The organism is Albidovulum salinarum, assembly GCF_025673475.1.
Taxonomy (GTDB): domain Bacteria; phylum Pseudomonadota; class Alphaproteobacteria; order Rhodobacterales; family Rhodobacteraceae; genus Albidovulum; species Albidovulum salinarum.
On the sequence record NZ_JAOVQO010000020.1, the window covers coordinates 22,291 to 40,457 of the forward strand.

Sequence of the window (18,167 nt, forward strand, 5' to 3'; positions counted from 1 at the left end):
ATGCGCGGACGGGGAGGACGGACGAAGGACCGGGCTTCCGGGTCGGGGTCTGCCCGGACCGGGCGCAGCGCATCGCGCCGGCCTTGCGGCCACGCGTGCCGGGCGTGAGCCGATGACGGGCGCGGCCACGCTGATCGCGATCGGTGTCCTGTTTCTTGCCGGGATCGCCGTGGACGCCTTCGGGCGGCGGCTGCATGTGCCGCGGGTGACGCTGCTCGTGCTTCTCGGCGTTGTCGCCGGGCCGCCGGTTCTCGACCTCTTGCCGCCGGCGCTGGCGCGGACCGACGACATGGTCGCGCCGGTCGCGCTGACGATGGTAGCTTTCCTGCTCGGCGGCCAGCTCAAGCCCTCGACCCTGAGCGAACACGGGCGCGAGATCCTGTCTTTGTCGCTGTCGGTAGTCGCGGTCTCCGCACTGGTCGTTGGTTGCGGCGTGTTCCTTGTCACCGGCGATCCGGTCCTGTCGCTCCTGCTCGCCGGTCTTTCGGCGGCGACCGATCCCGCCGCCACGCGCGACGTGATCCGCTCGGCCGGGGCTGAGGGGCGCTTCGCCACGAACATCCTCGGCATCGTGGCGGTGGACGACGCCTGGGGCATCATCCTCTTCAGCCTGATGCTCGCGGCCGCAGGGGTCGTCGCCGGCGGCGTGGAGATCGAGCCAGTGCTCCACGGTCTGACCGAACTCGCCGGCGCCATCGCCCTCGGCCTCGCGGTCGGTCTGCCCGCCGCCTACCTAACCGGGCGCATCAAGCCCGGCGAGCCGACGCTGATGGAGGCGCTCGGCATCGTCTTTCTCTGCACCGGCCTCGCCAGGCACTTCGGGCTGCCCTACCTGCTGACCGGTGTGGTTTGCGGTCTCGTCATCGTCCATTTCGCGCGCCACCACGACCGCCCGTTTCACGAGATCGAGCGCATCGAATGGCCCTTCATGTTGCTTCTCTTCGTAATGGCGGGGGCGGCGCTCGATCCCTGCGTGCTGGCGCGGTTCGGGTTCGCCGCCCTCGCCTATGTCGGGTTTCGCGCCCTCGCGCGGGTCGTCGGCGGCTGGGCGGGCGGAACCTTCGCACGGCTTCCGGCGCGTGAGGGGCGGCTGACGGGGCTGGCCCTCATGCCGCAGGCCGGGGTGGCGATCGGCATGGCGCTCGTGGCAGGCGAGCGGTTTCCGGCGCTCGCCGAACCGGTCCTCGGCATCACCATCGCAAGCACCGTGGCCTTCGAGGTCTTCGGTCCGGTCCTGACTCAATACGCGCTCTCCGAGGCGGGCCGGGCACCTGAGTGATCGCCGGCCGCGCGGGGGCGTCGGAGTCGCAGTCCGCCACCGGCTCCGGCTGATCCGGATCAACCGGCAGGCAAGGTGGCGCGCTACCCTGACGCGGCTTCCGACCCCGGGGCATCTTTGCCCGTCGCGGGCGGGACTTCGCGAAAGGAGCGAGCCCATGAGCGACAAGATCCTGCGCAAGGACGAGGCCGCGGCGCGCACCGCGAACATGCCCGATTACGAGGCGGTGCGGAAGGCGTTCTCCTGGGAGGAGGCGCGCGCCGTGCTCGCGGGCCTGCCCGGAGGCGGGCTCAACATCGCGCACGAGGCGCTGGATGCCCATGTCGCGGCGGGGCGGGGCGAGAAGATCGCGATCCGCTGGCTCGGCCGCGACGGCGGTCGGCGCGACGTCACCTATGACGATCTGACCCGCGAGACCAACCGCTTCGCCAATGTGCTCGGGTCGCTCGGCATCGGGCCGGGCGAGGCGGTCTACTCGCTCATCGGCCGCGCGCCGGAGCTTTACGCCGCCGCGCTCGGTACCCTCAAGTCCGGCGCCGTCTTCTGCCCGATGTTCGCGGCCTTCGGGCCCGAGCCGGTGCAGGCGCGGATGGAGATCGGCTCGGCGAAGGTCCTCGTCACCACCGCCAGCCTCTACCGGCGCAAGGTGGCGCCGGTCCGCGACCGGCTGCCCGAACTCGCGCATGTGCTCCTCACCGACGGCGAGGCCGAGGGATGCACCGCGCTCGCCCCCCTGATGGAGGCGGTGAGCGACGTGTTCGAGACCGCGCCGACGAAGCCCGAGGACCCCTCGCTACTCCATTTCACCTCCGGCACGACTGGGCGGCCCAAGGGCGCCCAGCATGTCCACGAGGCCGTGGTCGCCCATCGCGCGACGGCGCGCTTCGCGCTCGACCTCAGGCCCGAGGACACCTACTGGTGCACCGCCGACCCCGGCTGGGTCACCGGGACCTCCTACGGGATCATCGCGCCCCTCGTCATCGGCGTGACGATGATCGTGGACGAGGCCGAGTTCGACCCCGACCGCTGGTATGACATCCTCGGCCGGGAGGGCGTGACCGTCTGGTACACCGCGCCCACCGCGATCCGCATGCTGATGCGCGCCGGCGCCGGGCTGATCGGCAAGCGCAGGTTCCCGCGGCTGCGTTTCATGGCGAGCGTCGGCGAGCCCCTGAACCCCGAGGCGGTTCTCTGGGGGCAGGAGGTCTTCGGGATCCCGTTCCACGACAACTGGTGGCAGACCGAGACCGGCGGGATCATGATCGCCAACTACGCCTCGATGGATGTGAAACCCGGCTCGATGGGCAAGCCGATACCGGGGATCGAGGCCGGGATCGTCGAGGTGACGGATGCGGGCGTGAAGGAGCTGACGAAGCCGCAGGCGATCGGCGAACTCGCGCTCCGGCCCGGCTGGCCCTCGATGATGCGCGCCTACCTGCACGAGGAGGCGCGCTACAAGAAGTGCTTCCGCGATGGCTGGTATCTCTCCGGCGACCTCGCGATGCGCGACAAGGACGGCTACTACTGGTTCGTCGGCCGAGCCGACGACGTGATCAAGAGCGCCGGCCACCTGATCGGCCCCTTCGAGGTCGAAAGCGCGCTGATCGAGCATGATGCCGTGGCCGAGGTCGGCGTGATCGGCATTCCCGACGAGACGGCGGGCGAGATCGTCAAGGCCTATGTCACGCTGCACAAGGGCTTCGAGCCGGGCCCGGAGCTGGAGCGCGAGCTTCTCGGCCATGCGAGGAAGCGGCTCGGTCCTGCCGTCGCGCCGAAGGCGATCGTGTTCCGCGAGAACCTGCCCAAGACCCGCTCCGGCAAGATCATGCGCCGCCTCCTGAAGGCGCGGGAACTCGGCCTGCCGGAAGGAGATATCTCCACCCTTGAAAGTGACGAGAAATGACCGACGCCGCACTGAAGCCCCGCCTCGACCACGGCCATGTCCGTGACCTCCTCAAGGCGATGATCCGCATCCGCCGGTTCGAGGACAAATGCGCCGAGCTTTACACGCAGGAAAAGATCCGCGGCTTTCTCCACCTCTACGACGGCGAGGAGGCGGTGGCGGCGGGCGTGATCCCGGTTCTGGCCGAAGCCGACCGGATCGTCGCCACCTACCGCGAGCACGGCCACGCGCTGGTGCGCGGCCTGCCGATGGGTGAGGTTCTGGCCGAGATGTACGGCAAGGCCGAGGGCTCGGCCGGCGGGCGCGGCGGGTCGATGCATCTCTTCTCGGCAAGCGCGAACTTCTACGGCGGCAACGCCATCGTCGGCGGCGGGCTGCCGCTCGCCGTCGGCCTCGCGCTGGCCGACAGGATGCAGGGCGCAGACGCCGTCACCGCCTGCTTCTTCGGCGAGGGCGCGGTGGCCGAGGGCGAGTTCCACGAGGCGATGAACCTCGCCTCGCTCTGGAACCTGCCGGTGCTCTTTGTCTGCGAGAACAACGGCTACGCGATGGGCACCGCACTCGACCTTTCCGAGGCCGAGACCGACATCGCAGCCAAGGCACGCAGTTATGACGTCGTCGCCGACGTGGTCGACGGAATGGACGTCGTCGCGGTCGAGGCCGCGACCCGCCGCGCGCTCGCGCAGATGCGCGAGACCGGCGAGCCCCATTTCCTCGAATGCCGCACCTACCGCTTCCGCGCGCATTCGATGTTCGACGCCCAGCTCTACCGCCCGAAGGAAGAGGTGGAGGACTGGCGCCGGAAAGGCCCCATCGTCCGCTTCCAGGGCTGGCTCGAGGAGAACGGCCTGATCCATGCCGAGGAGGTCGCCGCGATCACCGCCGAGCTCGATGCTGAGATCGCCGAGGCCGTCGCCTTCGCCGAGGCGGGCACGGACGAGCCGGTGGAGACGCTGACGCGCCACGTCATGGCCGAGGAGCGGCCCGCGCCGCCCGAGCCTGCCAAGCCAGAAAAGACGGTGGAGACCACCTACCGCGAGGCGGTCAAGGCCGCCATCGCCGAGGCGATGGAGAAGGACGAGCGCGTCTTTCTCATGGGCGAGGATGTCGGCCGCTACGGCGGCTGCTACGCGGTCTCGAAGGGGCTTCTCGACCGCTTCGGCCCCGACCGCATCCGCGACACGCCGCTTTCCGAATCGGGGTTCACCGGCGCCGGGATCGGCGCGGCGATGGCGGGGATGCGGCCCATCGTCGAGGTGATGACGGTCAACTTCTCGCTGCTGGCGCTCGACCAGATCCTGAACACCGCCGCCACCTACCGGCACATGTCGAACAACGCCTTCGGCGTGCCGGTTGTGATCCGCATGGCGACCGGCGCGGGCCGCCAGCTCGCGGCCCAGCATTCGCATTCGCTCGAAGGCTGGTACGCGCATATCCCCGGCATCCGCGTCCTCGCCCCGGCGACGCTCGAAGACGCGCGCGGCATGCTCTGGACCGCGCTGCAGGACCCCGACCCGGTGCTGATCTTCGAGAACGTGATGCTCTACAACATGGCCGGGGACTTGGCCCAGAACGCCGGTCCCGTCGATATCGACAAAGCGGCCGTGCGCCGCGCCGGGCGGGACATCACGCTCGTCACCTATGGCGGCTCGCTCTGGAAGACGCTGGAGGCCGCGGCGGAGCTGGTGAAGGACGGGATCGAGGCCGAGGTGATCGACCTGCGTAGCCTCAGGCCCCTCGACATGGAGACGGTCTTCGCCTCGGTCGCGAAGACCCACCGTGCGCTCATGGTGGACGAGGGCTGGAAGACCGGCAGCCTTGCCGCCGAGATCGGGATGCGCCTCGCCGAGGAGGCGTTCTTCGACCTCGACGCGCCCCTGGCCCGCGTCTGCAGCGCCGAGGTTCCGATCCCCTACGCCCGCCATCTCGAACAGGCGGCGATCCCGCAGGTTCCCTCCATCGTCGCGGCGGCGCGGCGGCTTTGCGGGAAGGGCTGAGGCATGGGCGAGTTCCGCATGCCCTCGCTCGGCGCCGACATGGAGGCGGGAACCCTCGTCGAATGGCTGAAGGCGCCGGGAGACCGCGTCGCGCGCGGCGACATCGTCGCGGTCGTGGAGACCCAGAAGGGCGCCATCGAGATCGAGGTGTTCGAGGACGGTTTGCTGGAGCGGACTCTGGTCGGAACCGGCACGAAAGTGCCCGTGGGCACGCCGCTCGCCGTGATCCGCGCCCCCGGCGAGGCCGCCGCTCCGACCCCCACGCCGGAGCCCGTGGCGACGCAGGAGCCGGAGCCCGAAGCACCCGCGCCGGAGCCCATGCCGCGACCGGAACCCGCCGCACCGCCGCCTGCCTCCGGAGAGCGGCTCCGCATCACGCCGCTGGCGCGGCGGCTGGCCGAAAAGAAGGGCCTCGACGAGGCCCGGCTGCGCGCCATCGCGGGCACGGGACCCGAGGGGGCGATCACGCTCCGCGATCTCGAGGCACCGGGCGAAGCGCCCGCGGAACCCGCCGCGCCGATGACCGAGATGCGCGCCGCCATCGCCGCCGCGATGGCGCGCTCGAAGCGCGAGATCCCGCATTACTACCTCGCGCAGCAGGTGGATCTGACCCCTGCCTCGGCGTTCCTCGCGGCGGCAAATGCCGACCGCGCGCCGGAAGACCGGATCCTGATGGGCGCGCTCTTTCTCCACGCGGTCACCCGCGCCGCGAGGGACTACCCCGAGTTCAACGGCCACTTCACCGACGGCGCCTTCCACCCCTCGGCAGAGATCCATGCCGCGATGGCCGTGGCCCTGCGCGGCGGCGGGCTCGTCGCCCCCGCGATCCTCGACGCCGGCGCCTGCGATCTCGCGTCACTCATGGCGCGGATGCGCGACACGCTCGGCCGGGCCCGCACCGGCCGCTTCCGCGCCCGCGAGCTTTCGGAGGCGACGATCACCGTCACCAGCCTCGGAGAGCGGGGCGTCGACACGCTTTATGGCGTCATTCAGCCGCCGCAGGTCGCCATCGTCGGCTTCGGCACCCCCGCCGAACGCCCCGTCGTGCGTGACGGCACCATCGCCGCCGCCATGACGACGACCGTCACGCTCGCTGCCGACCACCGCGTCAGCGACGGCCATCGCGGCGCGCTCTTCCTGCGCGCCATCGACCGCAACCTGCAGGAACCGGAGGCGCCATGACATCGGACCCGATCGAAGACCTCGTGCGCAAGGAGCTCGGCCGCATCGCCCCCGATGTCGACCCGGGCGAGATCGACCGCAAGGGCGACCTGCGCGAGGAATGCGACATCGACTCGCTCGATTTCCTCAACCTCGTCACCGCGCTCGGCAAGGCGCTGTCGCTGCCGATGCCCGAGGCGGACTACCCGAAGATGCGCAGCTACGACGCGCTGGTCGCGTATCTGCGCACGTCCAGACACGCTCCCGACAGCGACGCCAGCCCGTCAGCCTGAGCGAATCCTGATAGCCCCGCATCCGGGCGGTTGGGTTCCTTGAGTTAAGGCATGGGGCCCATGTGCGCGGCTCGCCCGGTGTCGGCCGGTACGCCTATCTTGCCACGACGACCCGCACGCCCCAGTCGCGGCACCGGGCCTCCAGGGTCTTCGGCAGCGGCTGATCCGTGAACACCGCATCGACCTCCGATATAGACGCGATCCGCGCCGGTGCCGTGCGCCGGAACTTGGAATGGTCCGCCACCAGGAAAACCTTGCGCGACTGGCGCAGCAGGGTCTGGCTGACGCTGACCTCCTGGATGTCGAAATCCAGCATGTCGCCGTCCTCATCCAGCGCGGAGCAGCCGATCACGGCAAGGTCAAACTTGAACTGGCTGACGGCCTCGGTGGTCAGCTTGCCGACGAGACCGCCATCGGCGCGGCGAAGCTGGCCACCGGTGACGATGATCTGGCAGTCGGGATTGCCGACAAGAATGGCCGGCACGTTCATGTTGTTGGTCACCACCAGTAGGTTGCGGTGGCGGAGCAATTCATGCGCGACCGCTTCGGTGCTGGTCCCGATATTGAGAAACACGGATGCGTCCTCCGGAACCTCCACCGCGCAGGCCTTGGCGATGCGCAGCTTGGCTTCCTTGAAAAGGCCGCGCCGTTCTTCGTAGCCGATGTTCGTGACCCCGGACGGCAAGACCGCGCCGCCGTGGACACGTTCGAGCTTTCCCGCTTCCGCGAGATCGGTCAGGTCGCGCCTTATGGTCTGCAGCGTCACGTTGAAATGCTCGGCAAGCCCCTCGACGGTTACCTTCCCGTCGCGTCGTGCGATGTCGAGGATCTCGGAATGGCGAAAAGTCAGTGACACACCGTTCCCCCTTTGCTCGGCTGGCGCGCCGGTCGCGAGCCCGCTTCGGGCCGAAGATACGGGAATCGGATTCGCCTGTCAAAAATGTTCGAATATGCGCGTCACCGCCTTGGTGTGCGCCTTAACCGCGCTTTTCCCCACGAGCATCTTGCCGATTACTGAGCTGATTCTTCGAATAGAATGCGCGTAGCGCACTGATATAGAAAAGAAAATAAACTTAAAACGCAAAACGAAAATATTATGTTTCGTTTTCATTCGCTTTTGGGATAGAAGATGATCCATCCGAGTGCGGACTGCGGAGAGAATGGTGGACGGCACCGAACAACAGGACATCCACGATCTGTTCGTCGTCGGCGGCGGCATCAACGGCTGTGGCATCGCCCGCGATGCGGCGGGGCGCGGATTGAAGGTGGTCCTCGCCGAGATGAATGACCTGGCGTCTGCCACCTCCAGCGCCTCGACCAAGCTCTTTCACGGCGGCCTGCGCTATCTCGAGTACTTCGAGATCCGCCTCGTGCGAGAGGCGCTGGTCGAACGCGAGGTGCTGCTCAGGGCGATGCCGCATATCAGCTGGCCAATGCGTTTCGTGCTGCCCTATTACGACGACATGCGCTTCGAGGGCGCGACACCCATATCGCGCATTCTCGGCATCGTCATGCCTTGGATGCGGGGACGCCGCCCCGCCTGGCTGATCCGTCTCGGCCTGTTCCTCTATGACAATCTCGGCGGGCGGAAGATCCTGCCGGGAACGCGCTCTCTTGATCTGGCCTCCGACCCCGCGGGCCGCCCGCTCAAGGACAAGTTCCGAAAGGCGTTCGAGTATTCCGACTGCTGGATCGAGGATTCCCGCCTTGTCGTGCTGAACGCCCGCGATGCCGCGGCGCGCGGTGCGACGATCCTGACACGAGCCAGGGTCACGGCGGCGCGGCAGGTGCAGGGTGTCTGGGAAGTCGCCGTCGCGGACAAGCAGGGCGCCCGCAAGGTCCGGGCGCGGATGCTCGTCAACGCCGGCGGGCCGTGGGTCGGTGACATCATTCACGACACGGTGGGGTTGCGCTCTGGCGAAGGCGTGCGACTGGTGCGCGGCAGCCATATCGTGACGAAACGGCTCTATGATCACGACAAGTGCTACTTCTTCCAGGGCGAAGACGGCCGGATCATCTTCGCGATCCCCTACGAGACCGATTTCACCCTGATCGGCACGACCGACGCGGAGCACCCCGATGCCTCGATCAAGCCGGTCTGCACGCCGGAGGAACAGGACTACCTCTGCGCCTTTGCGTCGAAATACTTCGAGAAGCCGGTGACGCGCTCCGACATCGTCTGGACCTACTCCGGCGTCCGGCCGCTTTACGACGACGGCGCCCAGTCAGCGACGGCGGCGACCAGGGACTATACGCTGAAGATCGACACCTCCGCCGGTGCGCCGGTGCTCAACGTCTTCGGCGGCAAGATCACCACCTACCGGCGGCTCGCCGAGAGCGCGATGGACAAGATTGGCGCGGCTCTGGGCGTCGCGACGGCGGGCTGGACGGGGGGCGTGCCGTTGCCCGGGGGCGACTTCCCGGTCGGCGACGTGGCGCGGCTGATCGCGGAACTGAAGACCGCTTATCCGTTCCTGAGCGAGTTCTGGGCTCGCCGCCTCGTCCGCGCCTACGGGAGCGAGGCGCGGTCCGTGCTTGGTGACGCACAGTCGGCGGCCGACCTCGGCGAGGATTTCGGCGCGACGCTGAGCGAGCGCGAGGTCGTCTGGCTCATGGACAAGGAGTTCGCGCGCACCGCCGAGGACGTGGTCTGGCGGCGCTCGAAGCTTGGTCTTCGGCTGAGCGCCGAGCAGATCGCCGCGCTCAACACATGGATGGAGAAGGCTCGCCGCAACGCAACCTTTCACGCGGCCGAGTAGGGGTTAGGGAGACAGCAATGACACTGACGCTTGATGGGGTCACCAAGGTCGTGAACGGCCAGACCCACATACACCCGACCACCCTGACCCTCCAGAACGGGACGATGAACGTTCTTCTCGGGCCGACCCTGTCGGGCAAGACCTCGCTCATGCGGCTCATGGCCGGGCTCGACGTGCCGCAAAGCGGCCGCGTGCTGTGGAACGGGGAGGACGTGACCCGCCAGCGGGTGCAGGACCGCAAGGTGGCGATGGTCTACCAGCAATTCATCAACTACCCGTCGATGACAGTCTACGAGAACATCGCGAGCCCGATGCGGCTTTTGGGCAAGTCGAGGGACGAGATCGACAGGGCGGTGCGCAAGTCGGCGGAGCTGATGAAGCTGACGCCGCTGCTCGACCGCAAGCCGCTGGAGCTTTCGGGCGGCCAGCAACAGCGCTGCGCGCTGGCGCGGGCGCTGGTGAAGAACGCGGGCCTCGTGCTCCTCGACGAACCGCTGGCCAACCTCGACTACAAGCTGCGCGAGGAACTGCGGGTGGAGATCCCGAAGATCTTCGAGGAATCGGGCTCGATCTTCGTCTATGCGACAACCGAACCCGAGGAGGCGCTTCTGCTCGGCGGCAACACCGCGACGCTCTGGGAGGGCCGCGTGACGCAGTTCGGGCCTACGCCCGAGGTCTACCGCCAACCGGTCGACGCGACTACCGCGCGGGTCTTCTCGGATCCGCCGATGAACTTCATGCAAGTCTCGAAGACCGGCGGAAAGCTGATGTTCGGCGACGGCCAGTCCTCGCCGCTGACGGGCAAGCTGCGCGATCTGGCCGACGGCCGCTATGTCGCGGGCTTCCGCCCGAACCATGTCGAGCTCGAAAAGCATACCGCCGACGCGATGGTCTTCACGGCAACGCTCGATGTCACCGAGATCACCGGGTCGGAGACCTACGTCCATCTCGACCATAACGGCGTCCGCTGGGTTGGGCTCGTGCATGGGGTGCGCAACCTGCCGCTCGGCAAGGAGATCAAGGCCTATCTCGACCCGGCCCATGTCTACATCTTCGGCGAGGACGGCGCGCTCGTCGTGCCCGCCGCCTACGCACTCGCGGCCTGAGGGGAGGCGACCATGGCCAAGATCACGCTCGACAACCTCGCGCATTCCTATCTTGCGAACCCGACATCGGAAGACGACTACGCGCTGAAGGAACTGAACCACGTCTGGAACGACGGCGAAGCCTATGCGCTCCTTGGCGCGTCCGGTTGCGGCAAGTCCACGCTGCTCAACATCATCTCGGGGCTCCTGAAACCCTCGCGCGGGCGCATCCTCTTCAACGATCAGGACGTGACGGATGCGGCGACGGCGGAACGCAACATCGCGCAGGTGTTCCAGTTCCCGGTCGTCTACGACACGATGACCGTGCGCGACAACCTCGCCTTCCCGCTGCGCAACCGCGGCCGCGACGAGGCCTATGTCGCCGAGCGTGTGCAGGAAATCGCCCGCATGATCGGCATGGAGGCCGAGCTCGATCGCAAGGCGCGCGGGCTCACGGCGGATGCCAAGCAGAAAATCTCGCTCGGCCGCGGCATGGTCCGCAAGGAGGTCAATGCGCTTCTCTTCGACGAGCCGCTGACGGTGATCGACCCGCACATGAAGTGGGAGCTGCGCACCCAGCTCAAGTCGCTGCACCACGAGTTCGGCCACACGATGATCTATGTCACCCACGACCAGACCGAGGCGCTGACCTTCGCCGACAAGGTGGTGGTGATGTATGACGGCCGCGTCGTGCAGATCGGCACGCCGCAGGAGCTGTTCGAGACCCCGGCGCATACCTTCGTCGGCTATTTCATCGGCTCGCCCGGCATGAACGTGATCCCCGCGACAATCGAGGGCAACGTCGCCAACGTCAACGGCTCACGGGTGCCGCTGTCGCAGGCCTTCGGCAAGCTCGATGGCAAGGTCGAGATCGGAGTCCGCCCGGAATACGCGACGCTCTCGGCCAGCGAGGGCCTGCCCGTCAAGGTGCGCCGCGTCGAGGACGTGGGCCGCCACAAGATCATCCGGGCCGAGTTCTTCGGCAACGATATCAACATCATCGCCGATGAGGGCGCCGCGATCGGCGCGGACATGAACCGGGTCGTCTTCGACCCCGCCCATATCAACGTCTACGCCAATGACTGGCGCGTGGAAGGGGAGGCCGCGTGATGGAAAAGACGGTCAACCAGAAGGCCTGGTTCCTCGTTCTGCCGGTGCTGCTGCTGGTCGCGTTCTCGGCGGTGATCCCGCTGATGACGGTGGTCAACTACTCGGTCCAGGACACGTTCGGCAACAACGTCTTCTTCTGGGCAGGGCTCGAATGGTTCACCGAGGTGCTGGAAAGCGACCGGATGTGGGCCGCGCTCGGCCGGCAGCTGGTGTTCTCGGGCATCATCCTCGCGATCGAGTTGCCGCTCGGCATCTTCGTCGCGCTGAACATGCCGAAGAAGGGCTTCTGGGCTTCGGTATGCCTCGTCCTGATGGCGCTGCCGTTGCTGATCCCGTGGAACGTGGTCGGTACGATCTGGCAGATCTTCGGCCGCGTCGATATCGGCCTGCTCGGCCACACGCTCGACGCTCTCGGCATCGACTACAACTACACGCAGGGCTTCATCGCCGCCTGGACCACGGTCATCGTGATGGATGTCTGGCACTGGACGTCGCTCGTCGCGCTGCTCGCCTATGCCGGCCTCCAGTCGATCCCCGATGCCTATTACCAGGCCGCCAAGATCGACCAGGCGAGCCGCTGGAAGGTGTTCCGCTACATAGAGCTGCCGAAGATGCAGGGCGTCCTGATGATCGCGATCCTGCTGCGCTTCATGGACAGCTTCATGATCTATACCGAGCCCTTCGTCGTGACCGGCGGCGGTCCGGGCAACTCGACCACGTTCCTCTCGATCGACCTCGTGAAGATGGCGCTCGGCCAGTTCGACCTCGGCCCCGCGGCCGCCTTCTCGATCATGTACTTCCTGGTGATCCTGCTGATCTCCTGGGTGTTCTACACCGTGATGACCAACCTCGACAAAAGCGAGGGCAAGTAAATGGCCGACATGACGCTCAACCAGACCGCGCCGCGCGGCCTCGGCCTTCCCCGCGTGAACGGCCGGGCCGTCGTGATGACGCTCTATCTCGTGTTCCTGCTCCTGCCGATCTACTGGCTGGTGAACATGAGCCTCAAGACGAACACGGAGATCCTGAACGTCTTCTCGCTCTGGCCGCGCAACCTCACCTTTGCGAACTACGCGACGATCCTTACGGATTCGAGCTGGTACATGGGTTACGTCAACAGCCTGATCTATGTTGTGATGAACACCGTCATCTCGATCACGGTGGCGCTGCCGGCCGCCTATGCCTTCAGCCGCTACTCGTTCCTCGGCGACAAGCACCTGTTCTTCTGGCTGCTCACCAACCGCATGGCGCCGCCCGCCGTCTTCGCGCTGCCGTTCTTCCAGTTCTACTCGTCGGTCGGGCTCTTCGACACCCATATCGCGGTGGCGCTGGCGCACTGCCTCTTCAACGTGCCGCTGGCGGTCTGGATCCTCGAAGGCTTCATGCGCGGCGTCCCGAAGGAGATCGACGAAACCGCCTATATCGACGGCTACAGTTTCGGGCGCTTCTTCATCCGCATCTTCACGCCGCTGATCGCCAGCGGGATCGGCGTCGCCGCCTTCTTCTGCTTCATGTTCTCCTGGGTCGAACTGCTCCTGAGCCGCACGCTCACGTCGGTGAACGCGAAGCCGATCGCCGCGACGATGACCCGCACGGTCTCGGCCTCGGGGCTCGACTGGGGGGTGCTGGCCGCGGCGGGCGTGCTGACCATCGTTCCCGGCGCGCTCGTGATCTACTTCGTCCGCAACTACATCGCCAAGGGCTTCGCCCTCGGCCGCGTATGATCCCGGGAAAGGGAGGAAAACCGCATGAGCTGGATGGCCTGGACCGTACCGACCGCGATCTTCTTCGCCGTCATCGCCTGCCTTCTCGTCACCTTCACGATCCTCGCGATCAGATCTCCCGAGACGCCGCGCGTCGGCGTGCTCCGGATCGAAACGACCCGTGGTGACCGCCTGTTCATCACGCTTCTGGGCTCGGCCTTCATCAACCTGGCCTGGCTCGGTCTTGTCAGTGCGCCGCAATGGGGCGCCCTGATCGTCTGCCTGATCTACGCCGCAGCGGTGTTCCGCTGGGTCTGAAAGGGCGCTGTCAAGGAGGTGGTCCGCCGGCGGGCAAACCGGCGGGCTGCTTGATAATATCAACGTTCTAAGGGAGGAACACATGAAATTGCCATTCAAGTCGACGACAGCGATGGGCATGGCGCTCGCGCTCCTGTCCGGTCCGGCCTTTGCCGGCATGGACGAGGCGAAGGCCTTCCTCGATGCCGAGATCGGCGACCTCTCGACGCTGAGCCGCGCGGAGCAGGAAGCCGAGATGCAGTGGCTCGTCGATGCCGCGGCGCCCTTCGCCGGCATGAGCATCAAGGTGGTGTCCGAGACGATCCCCACCCATGAATACGAATCCAAGGTTCTCGCTGCCGCCTTCACCGCGATCACCGGCATCCAGGTCACCCACGACCTGATCGGCGAGGGCGACGTCGTCGAGAAGCTGCAGACCCAGATGCAGTCGGGCGAGAACATCTACGACGCCTACGTCAACGACAGCGACCTGATCGGCACCCACTGGCGCTATCAGCAGGCACGCAGCCTGACGGACTGGATGGCGGGTGAAGGCGCCGACGTCACTTCTCCGACGCTCGACCTTGAAGATTTCATCGGGCTTCAGTTCACCACCGCGCCGGACGGCGAGCTTTACCAACTCCCCGACCAGCAATTCGCCAATCTCTACTGGTTCCGGTACGACTGGTTCAACGACGCGAAGAACAAGGAGGACTTCAAGGCCGCATACGGCTACGACCTCGGTGTTCCGGTCAACTGGTCGGCCTACGAGGACATCGCCGAGTTCTTCACCGGCCGCGATCTCAGCCACATGGGCGTCGAGGGCGAGATCTACGGCAACATGGATTACGGCAAGAAGGACCCGTCGCTCGGCTGGCGCTACACCGACGCCTGGATGTCGATGGCCGGTATGGGCGACAAGGGCGAGCCGAACGGCCTGCCCGTCGACGAATGGGGTATCCGCGTGGACGAGAACTCGCGTCCCGTCGGGTCCTGCGTTGCGCGGGGCGGCGCCACCAATGACGCGGCGGCGGTCTATGCGGTCACCAAGGCGATCGAGTGGCTACAGAAGTATACACCGCCGGCGGCGATGGGCATGACCTTCTCGGAGGCCGGCCCGATTCCAGCACAGGGCAACATCGCCCAGCAGATGTTCATGTACACCACCTTCGTGCCTTCGCTTGTCGAGGAGGGCATTCCGGTCATGAACGAAGATGGCACGCCGAAGTGGCGTCTGGCTCCGTCGCCGCATGGCGTCTACTGGTCGGAAGGCACGAAGATCGGCTACCAGGACGTCGGATCGTGGACCATTCTGAAGTCCACTCCGGACGACCGCGCCAAGGCGGCCTGGCTCTATGGACAGTTTGTCACCTCCAAGACCGTCGACGTGAAGAAGTCGCATGAGGGGCTGACCTTTATCCGCGAGTCCACGATCCAGCACCAGAGCTTCACCGACCGCGCGCCAAAGCTCGGCGGCCTGATCGAGTTCTACCGCTCGCCGGCCCGCGTGCAGTGGTCGCCGACCGGCACGAACGTGCCTGACTATCCGAAGCTGGCGCAGCTCTGGTGGCAGAACATCGGCGATGCGATGTCCGGCGCCAAGACCCCGCAGGGGGCGCTCGACGCGCTTTGCGAGGAGCAGGAGAAGGTGCTCGAGCGGCTCGAGCGTGCCGGCGTCCAGGGTGACATCGGCCCGATGATGAACGAGCCGAAGGATCCGCAGGAATGGCTCGACGCGCCCGGCGCGCCGGTCGCCAAGATCGACGAGGATCCCACCCCGGAGACGATCGGCTATGATGAACTGATCGCCTCCTGGCAGTAACCTGCCCCTGGCCGGGGCTTTCGGGCCCCGGCCATCCGGTCCTTCCAACCGGCCAGTTCACAAATTGACAGGGCGGCCCCATGACCCATGTTCTCGCCATCGACCAGGGCACGACATCGAGCCGCGCCATCGTCTTCGACAGCGCGATGCGCATCGTTGCGGCAGCCCAGGAAGAGTTTCCGCAGCATTTCCCGGCCAGCGGCTGGGTCGAGCATGACCCGGCGGACCTCTGGTCGACGACCGCCGGAACCTGCCGCGCCGCCATCGAGCGGGCTGGGCTGAAGCCTTCCGACATTGCCGCCGTCGGCATCACCAACCAGCGCGAGACGACCCTTGTTTGGGACGCGAAGACCGGTCAGCCGGTTCACAACGCGATCGTCTGGCAGGACCGCCGGACGTCGGATTTCTGCAAGGAGCTGCGCGACACCGGCTTCGCCGAGACGATCACCGCGCGGACCGGGCTGCTGGCGGACCCGTATTTCTCCGGCACCAAGCTCAGATGGATTCTCGACCATGTCGACGGCGCGCGTGAGCGCGCGGCGCGGGGCGAGCTGAAGTTCGGTACCGTCGACTGCTTTCTGATCTGGAAGCTCACCGGCGGTGCGGTTCATGCCACCGATGCGACCAACGCCGCGCGGACGATGCTCTACGACATCCACAAGGGCCGCTGGAGCCGCACCATCTGCGAGCGGTTCGGCATCCCGATGGCGATGCTGCCCGAGGTGCGCGACAGCGCGGCCGACTTCGGCCACACGCGCGCCGATCTTTTCGGTCGTGAATTGCCGATCCTCGGCGTGGCCGGCGACCAGCAGGCGGCGACGGTCGGACAAGCCTGCTTCGCACCCGGAATGATGAAATCGACCTACGGGACCGGGTGTTTCGCGCTTCTGAATACCGGCGCGACGCCGGTGGCCTCGAAGAACCGGCTGCTCACGACCATCGCCTACCAGCTCGACGGCAAGCCGACCTACGCGCTCGAAGGCTCGATCTTCATCGCCGGCGCGGTGGTGCAATGGCTGCGCGACGGGCTGAAAATCATCCGCGCGGCCGCCGAGACCCAGCCCCTGGCAGAGCAGGCCGATCCGACCCAGGAGGTGATCCTCGTGCCGGCCTTCACCGGCCTCGGCGCGCCCTACTGGAACGCGGAAAGCCGCGGCGCGATCTTCGGACTCTCACGCAATTCCGGACCGAACGAGCTTGCCCGCGCGGCGCTCGAAAGCGTCGGCTACCAGACCCGCGACCTTCTCGACGCGATGTATGCGGACTGGTCGCAGGACGGCGCCAGCAGCGTGCTGCGCGTCGATGGCGGGCTCAGCGCCTCGGATTTCGCGATGCAGTTCCTGGCCGACATCATCGGGGCCCCGGTCGACCGGCCGCGCGTCCTCGAGACCACCGCGATGGGGGCGGCCTGGCTCGCCGGCCAGCGCGCCGGCCTCTATCCCGGGCGGGAGGAATTCGCCAAGGGCTGGGCGCTCGAGCGCCGCTTCGAACCCGCGATGGGCGACGCCACCCGCGCCGCCAAACATGCCAACTGGAAACGCGCGGTGCAAAGCACCCTGGGGTATTGACCGATGGCCGATGCCCCGGCGTTCTCGATCGCCTGCCCGACCCGCATCCGCTTCGGCCCCGGCACACATCGCGAGTTGCCCGCATTCCTGCCCGCCGAAGCGCGGACCATCGCCTTCGTTCAGGGGCAGGGCGGCAGTGCCGCCGAACCCGTCCTGAATTGCCTGCGCGAACAGGGGCTTGACCCCGTGGTGCTGCGCTGCGCGGGAGAGCCCACGGTCGGCTCCGTCAACGCGGCCTGCGAGGCATTGAACGGCGCGGTGCCGGACGCGGTCGTGGCCTGCGGCGGCGGATCGGTCATCGACACCGGCAAGGTGCTTTCCTTCCTCCTCTCGCACAATCTGCGGCTCGGCGAGGATTTCGAGACCCTCGACGCCCACCTTCTCGCGACACCGGCACGGGTGCCCTGCATCGCGTTGCCGACCACGGCCGGCACGGGCGCCGAGGTGACCGCCAACGCGGTGCTCGGTGTCCCGTCCCGCGCCGCGAAGATCAGCTTGAGAGGGCGGGCCATCACCCCCGAGGTCGCCCTCGTCGATCCGGAGCTGATGCGCTCGGCCCCGATGCCCGTCAAGCTTCACTCGGGGCTCGACGCCGTGACGCAGGTGATCGAGGCCTATGTCTCCGCTGCCCGGACCCCCTTCTCCGACGCCCTGAGCCGCCCGGCGATCGCCGCGGGGCTCGACGCCCTGCGCCGCGTGATCGAGACGGACAGCCCGCAGGCGATGTGCGACCTGTCCTGGGTCAGCCTGTCCAGCGGTCTGGCGCTCGCCAATGGCGGGCTTGGCGCCGCCCACGGTCTGGCCTCGGTTCTCGGCGCATGCAGTTCAGCCCCGCATGGAGCGCTCTGCGGACGGCTCCTGCCGCCGGTCCTGCGCCGCAATCATGCGCTCGCCGCCGTGGGTGACGATGCGCAGCGCCGGCTGTCCGAAAGTGTCGGAGAAATCTCGCGCATATTCCCGCCGCATCACGGCGCGGATCCGCTCTCGGGGCTGGAGCGGTGGATGGACATGCAGGGCCTGCCGCGTTTGGCCGACTGGTCCATCCACCGGGAGTCGCTGGGCGACCTTGCCGTTGCCGCCGTCACCGCGTCTTCCAGCCGCAAGAATCCGGTGCCATTGACGGCGAAGGATCTGGCCGAGATTCTGCAGGACGCATTCTGAGCCGCCTTCGAGCCTCGGCGGCGATGCTC

General features: G+C 67.1%; 15 protein-coding genes. 14 read left to right on the forward strand and 1 reads right to left on the reverse strand.

The window, feature by feature from the left end; translation table 11 throughout:
* The first annotated feature begins 112 nt into the window (after positions 1-112).
* The 5 genes from OEZ60_RS18515 (at position 113) to OEZ60_RS18535 (ending at position 6,633) form a co-directional block, all read left to right on the forward strand.
* Positions 113-1,279: a cation:proton antiporter gene (locus tag OEZ60_RS18515; protein ID WP_263339456.1), complete on the forward strand. Its 1,167-nt coding sequence runs from the start codon at positions 113-115 to the stop codon at positions 1,277-1,279.
* A gap of 157 nt (positions 1,280-1,436) precedes the next feature.
* Complete coding sequence (gene acsA, locus OEZ60_RS18520; RefSeq protein WP_263339459.1) at positions 1,437-3,182, forward strand: acetate--CoA ligase; 1,746 nt, start codon at positions 1,437-1,439, stop codon at positions 3,180-3,182.
* Positions 3,179-5,179, forward strand: coding sequence for a pyruvate dehydrogenase (acetyl-transferring) E1 component subunit alpha (gene pdhA, locus OEZ60_RS18525; RefSeq protein ID WP_263339461.1), 2,001 nt, complete (start codon positions 3,179-3,181; stop codon positions 5,177-5,179). The genes acsA and pdhA overlap by 4 nt, the downstream gene beginning before the upstream one ends.
* Before the next feature lie 3 nt (positions 5,180-5,182).
* On the forward strand, positions 5,183-6,361 hold the full coding sequence (locus OEZ60_RS18530) for a dihydrolipoamide acetyltransferase family protein (RefSeq protein ID WP_263339464.1): 1,179 nt from the start codon (positions 5,183-5,185) through the stop codon (positions 6,359-6,361).
* Positions 6,358-6,633: an acyl carrier protein gene (locus tag OEZ60_RS18535; RefSeq protein WP_263339466.1), complete on the forward strand. Its 276-nt coding sequence runs from the start codon at positions 6,358-6,360 to the stop codon at positions 6,631-6,633. Before OEZ60_RS18530 ends, OEZ60_RS18535 begins: the two co-directional genes overlap by 4 nt.
* A gap of 94 nt (positions 6,634-6,727) precedes the next feature.
* Here the strand turns inward: OEZ60_RS18535 and OEZ60_RS18540 are convergent, their stop codons facing one another.
* Positions 6,728-7,489 carry a DeoR/GlpR family DNA-binding transcription regulator gene (locus OEZ60_RS18540; RefSeq protein WP_263339468.1) on the reverse strand — a complete coding sequence of 254 codons (762 nt, stop codon included), beginning with the start codon at positions 7,487-7,489 and terminating at the stop codon, positions 6,728-6,730.
* Between the two features lie 304 nt (positions 7,490-7,793).
* On the opposite strand from OEZ60_RS18540, the gene glpD reads away from it, so the two are divergent.
* The 9 genes from glpD (at position 7,794) to OEZ60_RS18585 (ending at position 18,138) form a co-directional block, all read left to right on the forward strand.
* Positions 7,794-9,392: a glycerol-3-phosphate dehydrogenase gene (gene glpD / locus OEZ60_RS18545; protein ID WP_411709814.1), complete on the forward strand. Its 1,599-nt coding sequence runs from the start codon at positions 7,794-7,796 to the stop codon at positions 9,390-9,392.
* Between the two features lie 17 nt (positions 9,393-9,409).
* Positions 9,410-10,498, forward strand: a complete 1,089-nt coding sequence (locus OEZ60_RS18550; RefSeq protein ID WP_263339472.1) for an ABC transporter ATP-binding protein — start codon at positions 9,410-9,412, stop codon at positions 10,496-10,498.
* Positions 10,499-10,510: 12 nt separating this feature from the next.
* Positions 10,511-11,587 carry an ABC transporter ATP-binding protein gene (locus OEZ60_RS18555; protein ID WP_263339473.1) on the forward strand — a complete coding sequence of 359 codons (1,077 nt, stop codon included), beginning with the start codon at positions 10,511-10,513 and terminating at the stop codon, positions 11,585-11,587.
* Positions 11,587-12,459, forward strand: a complete 873-nt coding sequence (locus OEZ60_RS18560) for a carbohydrate ABC transporter permease (RefSeq protein WP_263339476.1) — start codon at positions 11,587-11,589, stop codon at positions 12,457-12,459. Before OEZ60_RS18555 ends, OEZ60_RS18560 begins: the two co-directional genes overlap by 1 nt.
* On the forward strand, positions 12,460-13,311 hold the full coding sequence (locus OEZ60_RS18565) for a carbohydrate ABC transporter permease (RefSeq protein ID WP_263339478.1): 852 nt from the start codon (positions 12,460-12,462) through the stop codon (positions 13,309-13,311).
* A gap of 24 nt (positions 13,312-13,335) precedes the next feature.
* Positions 13,336-13,608 carry a DUF2160 domain-containing protein gene (locus OEZ60_RS18570; protein ID WP_263339479.1) on the forward strand — a complete coding sequence of 91 codons (273 nt, stop codon included), beginning with the start codon at positions 13,336-13,338 and terminating at the stop codon, positions 13,606-13,608.
* Between the two features lie 82 nt (positions 13,609-13,690).
* On the forward strand, positions 13,691-15,409 hold the full coding sequence (locus OEZ60_RS18575; protein WP_263339481.1) for an ABC transporter substrate-binding protein: 1,719 nt from the start codon (positions 13,691-13,693) through the stop codon (positions 15,407-15,409).
* Between the two features lie 80 nt (positions 15,410-15,489).
* Positions 15,490-16,977 (forward strand): glycerol kinase GlpK, encoded by a 1,488-nt coding sequence (gene glpK / locus OEZ60_RS18580; RefSeq protein ID WP_263339483.1) that lies wholly within the window; start codon positions 15,490-15,492, stop codon positions 16,975-16,977.
* Between the two features lie 3 nt (positions 16,978-16,980).
* Positions 16,981-18,138: an iron-containing alcohol dehydrogenase gene (locus OEZ60_RS18585; RefSeq protein ID WP_263339486.1), complete on the forward strand. Its 1,158-nt coding sequence runs from the start codon at positions 16,981-16,983 to the stop codon at positions 18,136-18,138.
* Positions 18,139-18,167: the final 29 nt, after the last annotated feature.

Coding starts and splice junctions, on each gene's coding strand:
- OEZ60_RS18515 (WP_263339456.1), top strand. CDS start 113: ATGACGGGCGCGGCCACGCTGATCGCGATCGGTGTCCTGTTTCTTGCC.
- acsA (WP_263339459.1), top strand. CDS start 1,437: ATGAGCGACAAGATCCTGCGCAAGGACGAGGCCGCGGCGCGCACCGCG.
- pdhA (WP_263339461.1), top strand. CDS start 3,179: ATGACCGACGCCGCACTGAAGCCCCGCCTCGACCACGGCCATGTCCGT.
- OEZ60_RS18530 (WP_263339464.1), top strand. CDS start 5,183: ATGGGCGAGTTCCGCATGCCCTCGCTCGGCGCCGACATGGAGGCGGGA.
- OEZ60_RS18535 (WP_263339466.1), top strand. CDS start 6,358: ATGACATCGGACCCGATCGAAGACCTCGTGCGCAAGGAGCTCGGCCGC.
- glpD (WP_411709814.1), top strand. CDS start 7,794: ATGGTGGACGGCACCGAACAACAGGACATCCACGATCTGTTCGTCGTC.
- OEZ60_RS18550 (WP_263339472.1), top strand. CDS start 9,410: ATGACACTGACGCTTGATGGGGTCACCAAGGTCGTGAACGGCCAGACC.
- OEZ60_RS18555 (WP_263339473.1), top strand. CDS start 10,511: ATGGCCAAGATCACGCTCGACAACCTCGCGCATTCCTATCTTGCGAAC.
- OEZ60_RS18560 (WP_263339476.1), top strand. CDS start 11,587: ATGGAAAAGACGGTCAACCAGAAGGCCTGGTTCCTCGTTCTGCCGGTG.
- OEZ60_RS18565 (WP_263339478.1), top strand. CDS start 12,460: ATGGCCGACATGACGCTCAACCAGACCGCGCCGCGCGGCCTCGGCCTT.
- OEZ60_RS18570 (WP_263339479.1), top strand. CDS start 13,336: ATGAGCTGGATGGCCTGGACCGTACCGACCGCGATCTTCTTCGCCGTC.
- OEZ60_RS18575 (WP_263339481.1), top strand. CDS start 13,691: ATGAAATTGCCATTCAAGTCGACGACAGCGATGGGCATGGCGCTCGCG.
- glpK (WP_263339483.1), top strand. CDS start 15,490: ATGACCCATGTTCTCGCCATCGACCAGGGCACGACATCGAGCCGCGCC.
- OEZ60_RS18585 (WP_263339486.1), top strand. CDS start 16,981: ATGGCCGATGCCCCGGCGTTCTCGATCGCCTGCCCGACCCGCATCCGC.